This window comes from Paenibacillus oryzae (genome assembly GCF_001675045.1).
GTDB lineage: Bacteria > Bacillota > Bacilli > Paenibacillales > Paenibacillaceae > Pristimantibacillus > Pristimantibacillus oryzae.
Map to the genome: position 1 here is coordinate 300,079 of NZ_LYPA01000064.1, position 17,006 is coordinate 317,084.

12 protein-coding genes and 1 other annotated feature are annotated in these 17,006 nt (G+C 52.2%); of the genes, 1 reads left to right on the forward strand and 11 read right to left on the reverse strand.

The genetic code is table 11. From position 1 onward, the window contains the following. Positions 1 to 79: 79 nt before the first annotated feature. From carB to lspA, 8 genes are all read right to left on the reverse strand, one after another. The gene (gene carB, locus A7K91_RS15260) at positions 80 to 3,301 is read right to left on the reverse strand and encodes a carbamoyl-phosphate synthase large subunit (RefSeq protein ID WP_068684178.1); all 3,222 of its coding nucleotides are present in this window, start codon (positions 3,299 to 3,301) and stop codon (positions 80 to 82) included. Continuing rightward, complete coding sequence (locus tag A7K91_RS15265) at positions 3,288 to 4,433, reverse strand: carbamoyl phosphate synthase small subunit (RefSeq protein WP_068684180.1); 1,146 nt, start codon at positions 4,431 to 4,433, stop codon at positions 3,288 to 3,290. Before A7K91_RS15265 ends, carB begins: the two co-directional genes overlap by 14 nt. A gap of 20 nt (positions 4,434 to 4,453) precedes the next feature. Continuing rightward, positions 4,454 to 5,749 (reverse strand): dihydroorotase, encoded by a 1,296-nt coding sequence (locus A7K91_RS15270; RefSeq protein WP_068684183.1) that lies wholly within the window; start codon positions 5,747 to 5,749, stop codon positions 4,454 to 4,456. Between the two features lie 92 nt (positions 5,750 to 5,841). Next, positions 5,842 to 6,741, reverse strand: coding sequence for an aspartate carbamoyltransferase catalytic subunit (locus tag A7K91_RS15275; protein WP_068684185.1), 900 nt, complete (start codon positions 6,739 to 6,741; stop codon positions 5,842 to 5,844). Next, the gene (gene pyrR, locus A7K91_RS15280; protein WP_068684187.1) at positions 6,738 to 7,301 is read right to left on the reverse strand and encodes a bifunctional pyr operon transcriptional regulator/uracil phosphoribosyltransferase PyrR; all 564 of its coding nucleotides are present in this window, start codon (positions 7,299 to 7,301) and stop codon (positions 6,738 to 6,740) included. The genes A7K91_RS15275 and pyrR overlap by 4 nt, the downstream gene beginning before the upstream one ends. A 340-nt stretch (positions 7,302 to 7,641) precedes the next feature. Continuing rightward, positions 7,642 to 8,877: an LL-diaminopimelate aminotransferase gene (locus A7K91_RS15285; protein ID WP_068684189.1), complete on the reverse strand. Its 1,236-nt coding sequence runs from the start codon at positions 8,875 to 8,877 to the stop codon at positions 7,642 to 7,644. Between the two features lie 657 nt (positions 8,878 to 9,534). Next, positions 9,535 to 10,479, reverse strand: coding sequence for an RluA family pseudouridine synthase (locus tag A7K91_RS15290; RefSeq protein ID WP_068684191.1), 945 nt, complete (start codon positions 10,477 to 10,479; stop codon positions 9,535 to 9,537). Continuing rightward, a complete protein-coding gene (gene lspA, locus A7K91_RS15295; protein WP_068684193.1) occupies positions 10,472 to 10,984 on the reverse strand; it encodes a signal peptidase II in 513 nt (170 codons plus the stop codon). Before lspA ends, A7K91_RS15290 begins: the two co-directional genes overlap by 8 nt. A 306-nt stretch (positions 10,985 to 11,290) precedes the next feature. Here lspA and A7K91_RS15300 point away from each other — a divergent pair, with 306 nt between their 5' ends. Beyond that, positions 11,291 to 11,998 carry a TraR/DksA C4-type zinc finger protein gene (locus tag A7K91_RS15300; RefSeq protein ID WP_068684194.1) on the forward strand — a complete coding sequence of 236 codons (708 nt, stop codon included), beginning with the start codon at positions 11,291 to 11,293 and terminating at the stop codon, positions 11,996 to 11,998. 68 nt (positions 11,999 to 12,066) lie between these two features. Here the strand turns inward: A7K91_RS15300 and A7K91_RS15305 are convergent, their stop codons facing one another. The 3 genes from A7K91_RS15305 to A7K91_RS15315 all read right to left on the reverse strand — a co-directional run bounded on the left by A7K91_RS15305 (position 12,067) and on the right by A7K91_RS15315 (position 16,688). Then, on the reverse strand, positions 12,067 to 12,450 hold the full coding sequence (locus A7K91_RS15305; RefSeq protein WP_245697535.1) for a DUF5665 domain-containing protein: 384 nt from the start codon (positions 12,448 to 12,450) through the stop codon (positions 12,067 to 12,069). An 87-nt stretch (positions 12,451 to 12,537) separates the two neighbouring features. Then, positions 12,538 to 15,630, reverse strand: a complete 3,093-nt coding sequence (gene ileS / locus A7K91_RS15310; RefSeq protein WP_068684196.1) for an isoleucine--tRNA ligase — start codon at positions 15,628 to 15,630, stop codon at positions 12,538 to 12,540. Positions 15,631 to 15,675: 45 nt separating this feature from the next. Continuing rightward, positions 15,676 to 16,021 (reverse strand) — a binding site (T-box leader). Positions 16,022 to 16,190: 169 nt separating this feature from the next. Further along, positions 16,191 to 16,688, reverse strand: coding sequence for a DivIVA domain-containing protein (locus A7K91_RS15315; RefSeq protein ID WP_068684198.1), 498 nt, complete (start codon positions 16,686 to 16,688; stop codon positions 16,191 to 16,193). Between the last annotated feature and the right edge of the window lie 318 nt (positions 16,689 to 17,006).

Here is a 17,006-nt window from a genome sequence, read left to right on the forward strand (position 1 = left end):
CTATCCTCCTGCTGCTGATAATCGGTGTTTAGGAACAATGCTTTAAGGGTGTTGCTCTCCAATCTTCCTGTTAATTCAATTATTTCTGTGAAGCTACCGGCATGGAATGCGACGAAAAGTTGATTGTCTCCAGCATCCGGAGCAATGCGCGCACCGTATCCAGGGAGGTCATGCAGACCACTCCGTTTTCAACCGCTTCACGGCGAATGCGGAAGCCGTCGCGCTCAGGCGTTTTGCCTTTGGTAAGCGTATTGACCACAAAGTTGGCTTTGCCTTCACGGACCAGATCCAGAATATTAGGCGAGCCTTCGCTCAGCTTGTTGACGCGGGTGACATACAGACCAGCCGCTTCAAGCGCGTCAGCCGTTCCGCCCGTTGCATAAATTTTGTAGCCTATATTATAGAAGCCGCGCAGCAATTCTGTTGCTTCCGCTTTGTCCTTGTCCGCAACCGTCGCTACGATAGCGCCGGAGTTTGGAATTTTCATGCCTGCGCCAATCAGCCCTTTGAACAAGGCTTTAGCGTATTGCACGTCGCGGCCCATCACCTCGCCCGTCGATTTCATCTCCGGCGTCAGCGTCGGGTCAACGCGGCGCAGCTTGGCGAAGGAGAATACCGGAACCTTGACGGAGACATATTCGTCCTCCGGCCACAGTCCATCCTTATGTCCAAGATCAGCCAGCTTGGTGCCCAAAATCGCTTGCGTAGCCAGATTTGCCATCGGCAGATTGGTTACTTTGCTCAGGAACGGCACAGTACGCGAGGAACGCGGGTTTACCTCGATGACGTACACTTGCTCGTTGTGGATTACGAACTGGATGTTGACCAGACCGATAACCTCAAGCTCCTTGGCGATTTTGATCGTAATGTCCACAATTTGCGACTTGATCTCTTCGGAAAGCGATTGTGGCGGGTATACCGCGATGGAATCGCCGGAGTGCACGCCTGCGCGCTCGACATGCTCCATGATGCCCGGAATCAGTACCGTTTCGCCATCGCAAATGGCGTCAACCTCAGCTTCTTTGCCCAGCATATAACGGTCGATCAAAACGGGATGCTCCGGATTAATTTTGACGGCAACCTCCATGTAGCTGAGCAGCTCTTCATCGGAGTACACGATTTCCATAGCGCGTCCGCCCAAAACGTAGGAAGGACGAACCAGAACGGGATATCCCAGCTTTTGCGCGGTCACTACCGCTTCGTCAACCGAAGTTACCGTGCTGCCTTCAGGCTGGGCAATGTCCAGCTTGCGAAGCAAAGCTTCGAATTTTTTGCGGTCCTCCGCAGCGTCGATGCTCTCCAGGCTGGAGCCCAAAATGCGTACGCCCGCTTTTGTTAGCGGAGCAGCCAGGTTGATTGCCGTTTGTCCGCCGAACTGCACAATTACGCCGATTGGCTTTTCCTGCTCGATAACGTTAAGCACATCCTCCAGGAACAGCGGCTCGAAGTACAGCCGGTCGGAGGTGCTGAAGTCGGTGGAAACCGTCTCCGGGTTGTTGTTGATAATAACAGCTTCATAGCCTGCTTTTTGGATCGCCCATACGGCATGCACCGTGGAATAGTCAAACTCGATGCCTTGGCCGATACGAATTGGACCGGAGCCTAGAACCAATACCTTCTGCTTTTGAGTTTCAATCACTTCGTTTTCCACTTCATAAGTGGAGTAGTAATAAGGCGTGGTGGCTTCAAACTCGGCGGCGCAGGTATCAACCATTTTGTACACCGGCTTAAATCCATTATCCAGACGAAGCTTGCGAACCTCGCCTTCTGTCGTATGGCTGCCGTTCGGGAAGCCTTCATTGCGAATTTCCGAAATGGAGCGGTCGGAGAAGCCCTTGCGCTTCGCTTCGTACAGCGTCGCAGGAGACAAGGTCGCTTCCTTGCGCAGACGATCCTCGAACGCTACGATGCTTTGAATTTTGTCCAGGAACCACCAGTCAATTTTGGTAATATCCTGAATGTCTTGCAGGCTGTAGCCTCTGCGGAACGCTTCCGCCACCAGGAACATGCGCTCGTCGTCCGGCTTTTCCAGGCGGGTGCGAAGAACCTCTTCGCTTAAGCTCGCCGCTTCCTTCAGATGCAGGCGATGCACGCCGATTTCCAGCGAGCGAACCGCTTTATGAATAGACTCTTCAAAGGTACGGCCAATCGCCATAACTTCGCCTGTCGCCTTCATTTGAGTGCCCAGCTTGCGGTTGGCGTTTACGAATTTATCAAACGGCCAGCGCGGAATTTTGGATACGATGTAATCCAGCGTTGGCTCGAAGCAAGCGTAGGTTTGGCCCGTAACCGGGTTAACCAGCTCATCCAGCGTGTAGCCGACAGCGATTTTGGCTGCCATTTTGGCAATCGGGTAGCCCGTTGCTTTGGAAGCCAGCGCCGAGGAGCGGCTAACGCGCGGGTTAACTTCGATTACATAATATTGATAGCTATGCGGATCAAGCGCAAATTGCACGTTGCAGCCGCCTTCGATGTTCAGCGCTCTGATGATTTTGAGCGATGCGGAGCGCAGCATTTGATATTCACGGTCAGACAAGGTCTGCGACGGAGCAACAACGATGCTGTCGCCCGTGTGGACGCCAACCGGGTCGAAATTTTCCATATTGCAGACGACGATACAGTTGTCGTTGGCATCGCGCATGACTTCATATTCTACTTCCTTCATGCCGGCAATCGATTTTTCAATCAGACATTGGCTGATCGGGCTGTAGCGAATACCGGAAGCTACGATTTCGCGCAGCTCTTCCTCATTGGCGCAAATGCCGCCGCCAGTTCCGCCCAGCGTGTAGGCAGGACGAACGATGATGGGATAACCGATGGTATTGGCGAAGTCAACCGCGTCTTCAACCGTCGTTACAATTTCGCTCTCTGGCACCGGCTGCTCCAGCTCGCGCATCAGATCACGGAACAAATCGCGGTCCTCTGCTTTTTCGATCGCTGTCAGCTGTGTACCCAGCAGCTTTACGTTTTCGCGCTCCAGCACGCCTGCGCGGGCCAGTTCAACCGCCATGTTCAAGCCGGTTTGACCGCCAAGCGTAGGCAGCAAGCCGTCCGGACGCTCTTGACGAATGATTTGCGAAACAAAATCAAGCGTAATAGGCTCGATATAAACCTTGTCCGCCATATTGGTGTCCGTCATAATCGTTGCAGGGTTGCTGTTGATCAGCACAACCTCGTAGCCTTCTTCCTTCAAAGCCTGGCAAGCCTGAGTTCCTGCATAGTCGAACTCCGCCGCTTGTCCGATAACAATAGGGCCGGAGCCAATCACGAGAATTTTTTTCAGTTCATTATTTCTGGGCATACTGAAGCTCTCCTTTCAACGTCTCCGACAACACGGCCTGACGAGGTTTTTGCGGGTTAGTGGCCTTGTGCTTGCGAATCATGTCCAGGAATTCGTCAAACAGATAGCTGGAATCAAAAGGTCCGGGAGCAGCCTCCGGATGGTATTGTACGGAGAAAGCAGGATAGCTGTTATGCTTCAGGCCTTCAATCGTTTTGTCATTGTTGTTAATATGCGTAACGGATAACCCTGTGTTGGCAATTGTATCCTCCAGCACAGTATAGCCGTGGTTTTGCGATGTAATATAGCAACGGCCGGAGGACAATTCTTTCACGGGGTGGTTGCCGCCGCGATGGCCGAATTTAAGCTTGGTTGTATCGGCTCCGCAAGCCAGGGCGAACAGCTGATGGCCCAGACAGATGCCGAAAATCGGATATTCGCCCAGCAGCTCGGAAATCATTTTGACGGCATGCGGCACGTCTTTAGGGTCCCCAGGGCCGTTGGACAGCTGAATGCCGTCGGGTACCAGCCGGCGGATTTCATCCGCAGTTGTGTCATGCGGCACAACGACAACATCACAGCCGCGCTCCGTCAATTCACGCAGGATACCGCTTTTGGCGCCGAAGTCAACCAACACGATCCGCTCTCCTTTGCCGGGGCTGGAGAACACATGCTTGGTGGACGTGCGGGCAACTTGATCACGCATCAAGGAAGTTGCGCCCAGACGCTCTGTCAATTCCTCAACCGACTCATTGCCAGTTGTGATCAGGCCTCTCATGGTGCCGTAGTGACGAAGCTTGCGCGTCAGCATGCGGGTATCGATGTCGCTGATGCCGGGAATGCCGTATTCCTTAAGCAATTGGCCCAGCGAATATTGCGCGCGCCAGTTGCTTGGCACCGGCTCATGACGGCGAACGACGAAGCCGTGAATAAACGGGCGAATGCTTTCGAAGTCGTCACGCGTAATGCCGTAGTTCCCGATCAGCGGATAAGTCATCGTTACAATCTGTCCGCAATACGATGGATCGGACAATACCTCCTGATAGCCTGTAATGCCTGTATTAAAAACCACCTCGCCCGCCATTTGCGCTTCCGCGCCAAAGGAAAGGCCGGTGAACAATGTACCGTCTTCCAGCAACAATCTTGCCTGCATTCCATTCACTCCTCTGATGTTCATTTGCTCTGTTCCGACCAAACCAGCTTGCCGTCCACAATGGTGTGAACCGGCCAGCCCTGAAGCTTCCAGCCGCCAAACGGCGTGTTATTGCTTTTTGACAGGAAGGTCTGTGGATCTACTTCTTTTTCACTGTCCAGATCTACAATGGTAATATCCCCCGGAGCGCCTACCGTCAGCCTTCCCGTATTAAGGGAGAAGACGCGCGCCGGGTCCTCCGTCATACGCTTCAGCAGGAAGCTGAGCGTCCACTTTCCGGTGGCTACAAATTGGGTATAGAGCAGCGGGAACGCCGTCTCGAAACCAACGATGCCAAACGGCGCAAGATCAACCCCGCGCGCTTTCTCCTCCGCGCTATGCGGCGCGTGATCCGTAACGATCATGTCGATCGTGCCGTCCTCAAGCCCCTGAATGACCGCCTGCACATCGCGCGGCGTGCGAAGTGGCGGGTTCATTTTCCAATTGGCGTCGTCAAGGCCCGGAATGTCCTCGTCGCTAAGCACCAGATGATGGGGACAAACCTCAGCCGTTACGGAAATACCCACTGACTTGGCCAATCGGATCAACCGGACCGATTGCTCTGTGCTTACGTGGCATACATGGTAGTGCACGCCTGTCGCTTCCGCAAGAAGCACATCGCGCCCGACATGAATGGCTTCCGATTCGTTCGGAATTCCCTTGATGCCATGCTTGCGGGAAAACTCGCCTTCTGATGCCCAAGCTCCCTCAACCAGCGAGTCGTCCTCACAGTGAGCGATAACCGGCATATCCAGCGACTTCGCTAGCGCCATGGCGTTTTTCATCATTTGCGCGTTCTGAACGCCTACCCCGTCGTCGGTAAAGCCGATGGCTCCCGCTTCCTTCAGGGCGGCAAAATCAGTCAGCTCGCGTCCCAGCTCGTTTTTTGTAATAGCAGCGTAAGGCAGCACCTTGACGATCGCTTCCTTCTCCGCTTTCCGGAGTACATATTGCACGGTTTCCGGCGTATCAATGACCGGTCTCGTATTGGGCATGCAGGCGATTGTTGTAAAACCGCCCTTTGCCGCCGAACGCGAGCCTGTTGCGATATCTTCCTTATGTTCAAAGCCAGGGTCCCGCAAATGAACGTGCATATCGATAAAGCCTGGCGATACCAGCTTCCCTTCGGCATCTATAACCTCGGCGTTTCCTGTGTCCGCCTTTTCGCTTCCATCTACGATACTGGAAATAACTCCGTCCGCCAATTGAATGTGGCAAGCCTGCAGAGCGCCTTTTTCCTCGTTCCAAATCTTGCCGTTAATAATCCACAAAGACATACTGTTTATTAACCTCCGATTTCATAGCTTCTCCCCGGCATGCTGCCGAGTAACCGCTTTGATGCACTGCTGTCATGAACCGCAACGGCGCATCAGGTCAACGCGCGTTCGATAACCGCCATCCGGATCGGCACGCCGTTTTCCATCTGGGGAAAAATGCGGGACTGCGGATGCTCCACCAGATCGCCGTCAATTTCCACGTTCCGGTTAACCGGAGCGGGGTGCATAATAATGGCGTGGTCTGCTATGGATTTGGCGCGCTCCACGGTAAGACCGTATTGCTCGCGGTATTCCTCCGCCGATTTGATCATGCCGCTATCATGGCGCTCCAGCTGAACGCGCAGCATCATGACAACATCAGCCTTGATTGCTTCATCCATTGTAACATACGGTACGTCAAGCTCGCGGGCTTGCATGTTTTGCGGCGCGCAGAAGCTGACGTTGGCGCCAAACTTGCGAAGCGCGTACAGATTGGATCTTGCGACCCGGCTATGCAAAATGTCTCCGATGATCGATACGTTCAGGCCGGCCAGATTGCCGAACTGCTTCCGCATCGTATACAAATCCAGCAGCGCTTGCGTAGGATGCTCGTTATTGCCGTCGCCAGCGTTGACCAGCGGAACCTTGATGCTTTCCGCAAGCTCCGCGAGCAAGCCGATTGGCTTGAGGCGAATGACGCCTACGTCGATGCCCATAGATTCCAGCGTGCGGACCGTATCGTAAATGGATTCGCCCTTTTCGACGCTGGAGGCGGCGGCTGCAAAGTTGATGACCTCCGCGCCAAGCCTTTTTTCCGCTACTTCGAAGGAAAAGCGGGTGCGCGTGCTGTTTTCAAAAAACATGTTGGCCGCAATGTTGCCCTGCAGCTCCTTATGGATTTTGACCGGATGGTTTTCCCAATAAGCGGCACGATCCAGAATGCTTTCAATTTCGTCCCTGCCAAGCTCTTTAAGACCTAACAAACTGCGTTGCTTCAGCTGCGTCAGCGTCATACGGCCTGCCCCCTTTGATGAATGATGATTACTTCGTCTGAATCGTCGATTTCATGAAGCGAAACCTCGATTTGCTCTTGTCTGGAGGTGGGAACGTTTTTGCCAACAAAGTCGGGCCGGATAGGAAGCTCTCTGTGACCTCGGTCAACGAGGGCCGCCAGTTGAATGCTTTGCGGTCTGCCGCAATCCATCAACGCGTCCATCGCGGCGCGAATGGTTCGGCCCGTGTACAGCACATCGTCGAAAAGAATAATGATTTTGTCCTTTACGCTCAGCGGCGAAAGCCCCGTTGATTGCGGCTCCCTGCCAGCCTTGCCTTCCGGCAGCCGGTCATCTCGATATCCCGTAATGTCCAGCTCCGTGACCGGAACCGGCTTGCCTTCGATTTCGGCAATCCGCTCCGCTACCCTGTTCGCCAGGTAAATGCCGCGCGTGCGTATGCCCACGATGATGCAATTTTCGATACCCTTATTCTTTTCGACAATTTCATGCGCAATACGGGTCAATGCCCTGCGTATCGCCGTTTCGTCCATGATGACCAAACGCTCTTCGTCCGCCATGGCCTTGTCTCCTTTCGACCTTGCTGGTTTTACCGTCAATCAGGTGGTGAATTGCGCTTTTATTGCACGGCCAAGCCGTATAAGCGCTCAAAAAAACTCCTTGCGGAGTCCGCAAGGAGTTTGTGATTAGTCACGAAAGAAAACGTGTTGCACCGAACCTCTTGTCCGCTGCTCTCGCAAGGAGGGTACAGACAAAGACGGCTCTCCGTTTTCACTTCACCATTCGACCATTATTCACGACACCTTGCCAGCCTCACGGGACTGACTTAAAGGTTCTGCTCTGTATCATAGGAATTATCCCACGTTCGACAAGGTATGTCAAGCGGGATAGTGCTATTGTTTACAGAGTCAGCTGGCGAATGCGGTCAACGGCTTTTTCAGTATTTTCCAGGCTTCCAAACGCTGTCAGGCGGAAATATCCCTGTCCGCTTTGCCCAAAGCCGACACCCGGCGTGCCTACGATATGAGCTTCGCCCAGCAGCTTGTCGAAAAAGCTCCAGGAGTCCATTCCGCTAGGTGTTTTTAGCCAGATATACGGAGCGTTCACACCCCCGTAAACCTCAAGGCCGATGGATGCAAGACCTTCGCGAATGATGCCTGCATTTGTCATGTAATAATTCACAAGCGATGCTATTTGCTCCTTGCCCTCCGGCGAATAGATGGCTGCCGCGCCGCGTTGCGTTACATAAGATACGCCGTTGAACTTGGTTGTATGGCGGCGATTCCACAGATCGTTGACAAGCACCGTGTTGCCCGCAGCATCAAAACCTTTGATGTCGCGCGGAACAACCGTGTAGGCGCAGCGCACGCCGGTAAATCCGGCCGTTTTGGAAAAGCTGCGGAACTCAATTGCCACTTCCTTGGCGCCTTCAATTTCGTAGATGCTGTGCGGAACATCCTTTTCCTGAATAAACGCCTCGTAGGCGGAGTCAAACAGGATCAGGCAGTTGTTTTCTCTCGCATAGTCCACCCAAACCTTCAGCTCGTCCTTCGTCAGCGTCATGCCCGTCGGATTGTTGGGGTAGCAAAGGTAAATCAGATCTACCTTTTGCGTTGGGAGGCTTGGCTTGAATTGGTTTTCCGCCGTGCACTCCAGATAAACAATATTGTTGTAGCGCTTTGTATCGGGATTAAAGGAGCCAGAACGGCCCGCCATAACGTTAGTGTCCACATATACGGGATAAACCGGGTCCTGAACGGCAACGATGGCGTCATTGCTGAAAATTTCCTGAATATTGCCGACATCGCATTTGGAGCCGTCGCTGACGAAAACCTCGTGAAGCGCCAGATCGATGCCGCGCGATTTGTAGTCATTTTCGATAATGGCTTTTACCAAAAAGTCATAGCCTTGCTCCGGGCCGTAACCGCGGAAGGAGCCTGGCTCTGCCAGCTCATCCACAGCCGCATGCATGGCGTTCAGCACGGAGCTTGGCAAGCCGCGCGTTACGTCGCCGATGCCAAGGCTTATAATTTCCGCATTGGGGTTATTTTGTATAAAGGCCGTGCGTCGTTTGGCGATTTCAGAAAATAGGTAGCTGCCCTGCAGCTCCAAATAATTTTGATTAATGGTTGTCAAGTTTTCTCACCTGTCCCTTAATGGATCGATTGATTGGATTTAGGTTAAGAATAACCCACTTCAACTCTCAACATAATGAACAATATGAGCAAAAGTTTGTACTTATTTGGGTCTCACCGAGAAATCGCCGAATGACGGTTACTGAAAAAAAACCTCAAACCCAGAAGAGGCTTGAGGTTTCTTCCGCCTGCACGTCCAGCGTAACCCTTTGACATGTAGTCTTTGACGTATAGCTCTTTGATGTGTAATTAATACTTCTGCAAACCCGGGGCCGAATGATTGCGATGTGCTGGTCTTCAGGGCTGTAAGCACTATGAATGCATGTCTGCGATGTGATGGGTCTGCAAGGCTGCAAGCTTGCGGACAGAAATGGCCGTTAGAAGCCAATTATGATTAAAATCAACTGCCTAAAGGACATCCGTGACCGTAAGCCCTGTTTTTCACCGCGTAAAACCAGCTTTTGAGCATCTAACGGACAAAGATGACCGCTATATGAAGCAAAATCAGCTTTTTGAGGCTCTGACGGTCATCCGTGACCGCTAACCGTCTTGCCAATTTTCATTATACAACAGGCTTGCCACGATGAGATCAGCTTGCACATGCAAGACCAGCCTCAGTTCCTGACAGACCAGCCTCAGTCCATGCCAGACCAGCGTCCTAACGCGAACGAAGAGATAACATTACATGCTGAAAATCATCGGGCAACGACGCTGTAAAGTGAAGCCGTTCCCCGCTGCGGGGATGTGTAAAACCCAACTCCGCGGCATGCAGCGCCTGGCCGTTCAGATCAACCGTTTTGCTTCGGCCATAGACCGGGTCTCCAGCCATGGGATAACCGATATATTTCATGTGCACGCGAATCTGGTGCGTTCGGCCCGTTTCCAGCTTCAGCTCCAGCAGCGTATAATCGCCAAGCCGTTCCAGCACGGTAAAATGGGTCACGGCTTCCTTGCTGTTGCGGTCCGTCACCGCAAACAGCTTGCGGTCCTGACCGTCTCTGCCGATAGGCGCGTCAATGGTACCTTGGTCATGCGGCATATTGCCGTGCACCAGAGCAATATACGTCCGGCTTACGGAATGCTCCTTGAGCTGCTCCGCTAGAGAAACGTGCGCCAAATCGTTTTTGGCGGCCATAAGCAAGCCCGTTGTATCCTTGTCGATCCGATGAACGATACCCGGACGCAATACTCCATTGATGCCGGAGAGGTCTTTGCAATGATGCATGAGCGCATTAACAACCGTTCCTGAGGCATGTCCCGGAGCGGGATGCACAACCATGCCGCGCGGCTTGTTGATGACGATGACGTCAGAGTCCTCATACACGATATCCAGAGGGATGTCCTCCGCCACAATTTCCGGCTCTTCCGCAGCCGGAACGTCAACCTGCACCTGATCGCCCAACGTCAGCTTGTAATTGGCTTTTACAAGACGTCCGTTTACAGAAACCGCGCCGGACTTGATCCATTCCTGTACCTGGGTGCGGGAAATACCGCCCTCTCCTTCCTCTTCCAGCCGATCCACTATGTACTTATCTATTCTGTCGCCAATGCCAGTGCTCTCAGCCTGCCATTCCAGACGATTTTCCGAATGCTCGCTATTCATGCTGCGCCTGCTCCTTACCCTCTGCTTCATTTAATGCCTTTTTCTCGTCCCTAGCTCCCAATAAGGTGTCCAACAGAATCAATGCTACCCCGCACACAATGCCGGAATCCGCAATGTTGAATATCGGGAACGTATAGCTTCCAAAATTAAATTGAAAAAAGTCCACCACTTCGCCAAAACGAACCCGGTCGATAAAGTTGCCGATTGCTCCGCCAAGCACAAGCGCCAGACCAGCGAGCAATATGCCCTTTCCTTTATTGCGCATCATCTGCATGTACCAAACCAGGCCGATCAAAATAATAACGGTAATAATGATAAAAAAGATGCGCTGCTCCTGCAAAATGCCAAAAGCGGCACCTTTGTTACGATGTGAGGTAATCAGAAAAAAATTGCCTATTACGCTGAACGATTCGTATTGATTCATTTCCACAACAATCCATTTTTTCGTAAAAAAGTCCACGATCAGGACCACAACCGCCAGCAGGTAATAATACAAAGAACGCATGTTATCACTCCTATGGAAATCTATGCAAACGGACTTGCGTACACGCCCTAGTGTAGCATAACGGCTAAGGTGGAATCCAGTGAAGCCAGTCCGCCTGTTGTCTGAACAAGCGGTCTTCCATGCATCTCCTTAGTGAAAAGGGCATCAAGCGCACATGCTAATAAAGGTTGTTCAATAAGTCTGCTTTCAGCTAGCTTTATTCCAGCATTTCTGCCCTAAAAACAACCTTTTTGAACCCGCATCTTTTTGAACCCGCATTTATTCAAGCTGCAACCTTTTTTACATTGTCTTAAGGAAGGTGCCCGTATGTCAAAAACAATCGATCCTCGAATAACGTCCCTCCGGCGCAGACTGGAGCAGGAACGCGAAGACATCAGGGAACGAATCCAAAGCGGAGAGCGCTACGGCTTGTCCCAATCCATGCGCGACTGGACAGGCGAGCTTAGTCCCATCGACAATCATCCTGCAGATATGGCAAGTGAAATGTATGAACGGGAAAAGGATCAAACGCTGCTTGAGCGCGAGCATCTGCATCTGGAGCGAATCGAAGCCGCCTTGGCAGCAATGGATCGCAAAAGCTATGGCCTTTGCGCAGCATGCGGCGAGCCTATTCCGGCTGAACGGCTTGAGGCGATGCCGGACAGCCTTTATTGCGTCAGGCACGCGGCTATGCTGGAGGCCCACGCTCCCGACATCGCTCCAACAGGCGATTTGTCGCCGGCTATGGGCCGCGCGGGTATTGACCGTCCAGAGCATAGCAGGCCCCAAAACGAATTTTCCTGGCAAACGGTCGAAAAATGGGGCAACTCCGATTCTCCGGCGATGTCCCAGCATCGGGAAGTGGATAATTACGATGATCTTGGCGGCGACGATGAAGAGCTGGCAGGCTGCGTGGAAGCAATGGAAAGCTTTCTTGCTACCGACATTACCGGCAGACACGTAACCATTGTCCGCAACTCCCATTATGACGACTATATGCACAGCAACGAAGGCGACCATACCCTTGAGGAATAAGGCCGCCTTCCCGCTTCAGCCGGAGCATATGCAAGCCCGCTTAGGGAAGCATTGGAAAGCTTTTGCTATCAATAGCCCTTCCCTTCCAGCTGGATTTGTACGATTTTTACAATTTCCGCAATGTAGTCCCCGATAATGGGCAGGTTAAGCGCGCCCAGCAGCTGCAGCAAATACAATATGGTTGCCGCAAAAAACGTAAATCCGATCGCTATACCGACGCCGCGAGCGGTGCCTGCCAGCAAATTCCGCCATATCAGGCTGAATGGCCGGTTAAGCAGGTCCACATATTCCGCAATATGGGTCCTTTCCATCTCGGATGCAATATGCTCCATTCGTTTGTTAAGAACGCCCAGCGATTTCTCCAGCGCATTCAAATTTTGCGGTTCCCCGTTTGCGCCAGACGGCAAGCCGTTACTTCCGCGTCCTCGCTTATTACCGCCCCGTTCGCTCATGTCAGAAATCACCTCCAGCAACAGGGGAAGCCTGCCTCCCGCCGTCACAAGGCAGCGGGGCAGGCTTCCTGTCTCCATACTATATCCTTAACCCTTGATGAAAATGCCTATTTGCTTTTCACCCGCGTCTACGGTTTCCATACCTTCAACTACCCCGTATTCAACGTTTTGAAGCAGCACATTTTCGAAAAGAACATGACGGAAGGCTTCGAGAGCCGCCTGCAGCTCGCTATCCACGTTCAAGACCAGCTCGACCCGTTTTTCGATCGGCAAATCCTGCTTTTTCCGGTTATCCTGAACGGCGCGAATAACCTCTCTCACCCAGCCCTCCTGTTCAAGCTCAGGCGTGATGTCCGTATTAAGCGCAACCGTTACGCCGCCTGCAGATGCGGATGCAAAGCCGCTTTTTGCCTGTTTCTCCACAAGCAGCTCCTCCAGCGGAATATGGAATACATCCTCCTCCGAGGTGGTGAAAACAAAGGTACCGCCGGATACAACCGCCGCAGCTTCTTCAGGGCTAAGCGCCTTTAACGCTGCCTGAATCGGGCCAACGAGCTTGCCGTATTTTTTGCCGCCCACCTTCAAATTCAGCTTCAGTGTAAAATCAACAAAGCCGCTGTCGGATTGCTGGACGGTTATTTGCTTAACGTTGATTTCATCCTTGATGATTTCTTCATAATCCGCAAGAGCGAAGTCTCGGTCCAGCGAAAGAATCAGCTCGGATAACGGCTGGCGCGTTTTGATGGAGGTTTCGTTGCGCACGTTGCGCGCAAGCTCAACAATTCCTTTAGCGCTATCCATATCACGCTCCAGCGTTTCGTCGACCAACGAAGCATCACATACCGGAAAGGTTGTCAAATGAACGCTTCCTTCACCGCCCAGGTTACGATAGACATCATCTGCCAGCAGCGGAGTATACGGTGCAATCAGCTTGGAAAGCGTCAGCAGCACCTCACGAAGCGTTCCGTAAGCCGCCACCTTGTCGGGAGATAACCCGCTGCCCCAGAACCGGTCGCGCGAGCGGCGGATGTACCAGTTGCTCATCTCGTCCACAAACAGCTCGATTGCTTTGGCCGGATTCAGGAAGTCGTTGGCCTCCAGCCCTTTTGTTACAGTAACAATCAGGCTGTTCAGACGGGAGATGATCCAGCGGTCCAGCTTATTGTCCGAAGCTTTTGCTTCATGCTCCTTGTAGTCGTAACCGTCGATAGACGCATACAAGGCATAGAAGGCATGCGTATTGACAATGGTGTCGATTACTTTGGATTTAGCCTCGCTTACGATGCCTTTGGAGAAGCGTTTGCTGTTCCACGGCGCGCTGTCAGACAGCAATGCCCAGCGGAATGCGTCCGTTCCAAACTCATTGATGATTTCCCAAGGATCAATAACATTGCCTTTTGATTTGGACATCTTTTGTCCGTTTTCGTCCAGGATATGACCCGTCGAAATAACGGCCTTATAAGGCGCTTTGCCGTTGTAGAGCGTCGATACGGCCAACAGGCTGAAGAACCAGCCGCGCGTTTGGTCGATGCCTTCGCAAATCATGTCCGCCGGATATTGCTCGCTGAATTGCTCCTCATTGGCGAAGGGATGATGCTGCTGGGCAAACGGCATGGAGCCGCTGTCGAACCAGACGTCGATAACCTCGGATGTCCGGCGCATGACCGCACCTTCCGCAAACGGGGATTTCAAAAGAATGTCATCCACGTAAGGCTTATGCAGCTCGATATCCTCCGCAACCTCGCCTACGGCGCGAGCCCGTAAATCGGCGATGCTGTCCGGCGCGTATTCCTTGCCCGTTGCCTCGCACACCCATACATTAAGCGGCGTTCCCCAATAACGGTTGCGGCTGATGTTCCAGTCCACCAGATCCTCAAGAAATTTTCCGAAGCGGCCTTCGCGGATGTGGCCGGGATACCAGTCAACACTGTTGTTGTTGGCGATCAGCTGATCCTTCACCTTGGTTGTTTCAATAAACCAGCTCTCCGTCGCATAATAGAGCAGCGGCGATTTGCAGCGCCAGCAGAACGGATAGCTGTGCTCATAACGCTCTTTGGAATAGAGCAGCCCTTTTTCGCTCAGCATTTTGACGATATCCACATCGCAATCCTTAACGAAGCGGCCTGCCAGATCGGTGACTTCATCGACATAACGTCCGGCGTTGTTAACTACGCTCAGCATGCTGATGCCGTTTTGGCGGGAAACCTTGTAGTCGTCTTCGCCATGGGCCGGGGCAATATGAACGATGCCCGTACCGCTCGAATCGCTGACGAAGTCGCCGGGAATAACGATATGACCTTTTTCGATGGCTACATAACGGAACGGCGGCTCGTAGGACTGCCCAACCAGCTCCGCGCCTTTTATTGTCGACAGGATTTCGTAGTTTTCCTTCAGCACATTTTCGGCCAGCGCTTTTGCCACAATATACACTTCGCCGTCTTTGGCCGCGCGCACATAATCAAGCTCGGGATTAACGGCAAGCGCAACGTTGGCAGGAAGCGTCCAAGGCGTTGTCGTCCAAGCCAGCACGTATTCGCCGCTGGACGAAAGCTTGAATTTGGCGGTTGCGCTCAAATCCTTGACATCCTCATACCCCTGGGCAACCTCGTGCGAGCTAAGCGTTGTCTGACAGCAAGGACAATACGGGCTGACACGGTGTCCGCGGTACAGAAGCCCTTTTTTATGAATGTTGGACAGGATGTGCCATACGCTTTCGATGTATTCATTTTTGAGCGTAATATACGGATTATCGAGATCCGTCCAATAGGCGATCGCTTCCGTCAGATCGCGCCACTGCTTTTCGTATTCAAACACGCTGTCTTTACATTTTTTTATGAAGGCTTCAACGCCGTAATTTTCGATTTCCTGCTTGCCGGAGATGCCTAGCTGCTTCTCTACGCCAAGCTCGACCGGAAGACCATGCGTATCCCAGCCTGCTTTGCGCACGACGCGATAGCCGGACATCGTTTTGTAGCGGCAAATAAAGTCCTTGATGACGCGTCCCAGCACATGGCCGATATGGGGCGCTCCGTTTGCCGTTGGCGGACCCTCATAGAAAACAAAATTAGGGCTGCCTTTGCGATTTTCGATGGATTGCTTAAACGTATCCTCTTCCTGCCATTGCTTCAATACCCTCAGCTCGCGGCTGCGCGCGCGTTCCTTAACGTCTACACGTTGCATGCTTCTTCTCCCTTTCTTTTGACAAAATAAAAACCCCGCCCCTGTAAAAGGGACGAGGCTATAGCTCGCGATACCACCCTGATTCCGCATAATTCTTCGCAATGAGCGAACAACGCCTGGCTGGGCTTTAATGCCTGCCGGCTGCGGCACTTAGCTGCGGACATTCATCCGCACTCCCTGTAACGGGGGACGCCGTCGACGCTTACTAACCTTCTTCAGAAGAACGTTCCAAAAGGCGGTAAAGCCGAATTTTTGAACATCGTCTGCAAGCAGGTTTCTGCGCCGCTTCTCGGAGAGGATATTCCGCTAGGGTTCAAACGCCGTTTTTCAGCAATACACGGCTCTCTGGGGAATGAAATCAAAGCGTACTTGTTCTCGTCATCGAAGTTATAGTGTAATCCATTTGTATACGTTTAGTTATAGCGTATGTTGCAGCCACTTGTCAAACGGTTCTTGGGACGGCTTGGTTGGACGGCTTCATAAAAAAGATATAGCCATGCCGGATTAGGCATGGCTGTTCAACTAATGAGTCCGATAAAGCCCGGGCCGCCAGGCATATCTTACCCTCTAAGAAGCTCGCGGTCAGCCTCTCGGCCTTGTGAATCCAGCGAATCCCAGCCATCCTGGGACAAAAGCTCAAGCTGAGCCTCAACGAGCGTCCGGAAACGCGCGCGATAGATAGAAGCCTGCTTTTTCAATTCCTCAACCTCAAGCGCAACCTTACGGGATTTATTCAAGGATTCATTAATAATCCGGTCTGCGTTCTTTTCCGCTTCCTTGATAATAAGCTGCGCTTCCTTCTTGGCATTGTTGCGCACCTCGTCGGCAGCTTCCTGGGCTACAATAATTGTTTTGCTCAACGTTTCTTCAATGTTGGAGAAATGGTTCAATCTCTCCTGCAGCCCTAACATCCCGTTCTGGAGCTCTTTATTTTCACGAATGAGCGCTTCATAATCCTTGATGACCTGATCCAAAAACTCATTTACTTCATCCTCGTCATATCCGCGCAATCTCCGGGAAAATTCCTTGTTATGTATGTCCAATGGCGTAAGCGGCATTGGCGCACCTCCTAATCACATATGGTCTCTGGGCAGGCGCTTACTGCTCCGCTCGATATACGCCGCCAGCTTTCTGAGAGTAGAGATTCGACAGCGCCTTCCCTTTTTCCTGCTGTGCCGCAAAACAATTTATGCGCAAAAGTCATTATTTCCGACAACAATTTGTCTTAAAACGCCAAAGAGAGCAGATGCTGCCGATTTTTGATAAAAATATCCGGCAGGCCAAGCATTGATGCCTCTTTTTCATACGAGCCTTAAAACCAGTTTATGAATATTCAAAAACAGCCAGGCAGCTGTGGTAAAACCACTGCCGCTTGG

What these genes read in the sequence shown, in the direction of transcription:
- carB (WP_068684178.1), bottom strand. Translation starts at nt 3,301, where the DNA reads ATGCCCAGAAATAATGAACTGAAAAAAATTCTCGTGATTGGCTCCGGC.
- A7K91_RS15265 (WP_068684180.1), bottom strand. Translation starts at nt 4,433, where the DNA reads ATGCAGGCAAGATTGTTGCTGGAAGACGGTACATTGTTCACCGGCCTT.
- A7K91_RS15270 (WP_068684183.1), bottom strand. Translation starts at nt 5,749, where the DNA reads ATGTCTTTGTGGATTATTAACGGCAAGATTTGGAACGAGGAAAAAGGC.
- A7K91_RS15275 (WP_068684185.1), bottom strand. Translation starts at nt 6,741, where the DNA reads ATGACGCTGACGCAGCTGAAGCAACGCAGTTTGTTAGGTCTTAAAGAG.
- pyrR (WP_068684187.1), bottom strand. Translation starts at nt 7,301, where the DNA reads ATGGCGGACGAAGAGCGTTTGGTCATCATGGACGAAACGGCGATACGC.
- A7K91_RS15290 (WP_068684191.1), bottom strand. Translation starts at nt 10,479, where the DNA reads ATGAATAGCGAGCATTCGGAAAATCGTCTGGAATGGCAGGCTGAGAGC.
- lspA (WP_068684193.1), bottom strand. Translation starts at nt 10,984, where the DNA reads ATGCGTTCTTTGTATTATTACCTGCTGGCGGTTGTGGTCCTGATCGTG.
- A7K91_RS15300 (WP_068684194.1), top strand. Translation starts at nt 11,291, where the DNA reads ATGTCAAAAACAATCGATCCTCGAATAACGTCCCTCCGGCGCAGACTG.
- A7K91_RS15305 (WP_245697535.1), bottom strand. Translation starts at nt 12,450, where the DNA reads ATGAGCGAACGGGGCGGTAATAAGCGAGGACGCGGAAGTAACGGCTTG.
- ileS (WP_068684196.1), bottom strand. Translation starts at nt 15,630, where the DNA reads ATGCAACGTGTAGACGTTAAGGAACGCGCGCGCAGCCGCGAGCTGAGG.
- A7K91_RS15315 (WP_068684198.1), bottom strand. Translation starts at nt 16,688, where the DNA reads ATGCCGCTTACGCCATTGGACATACATAACAAGGAATTTTCCCGGAGA.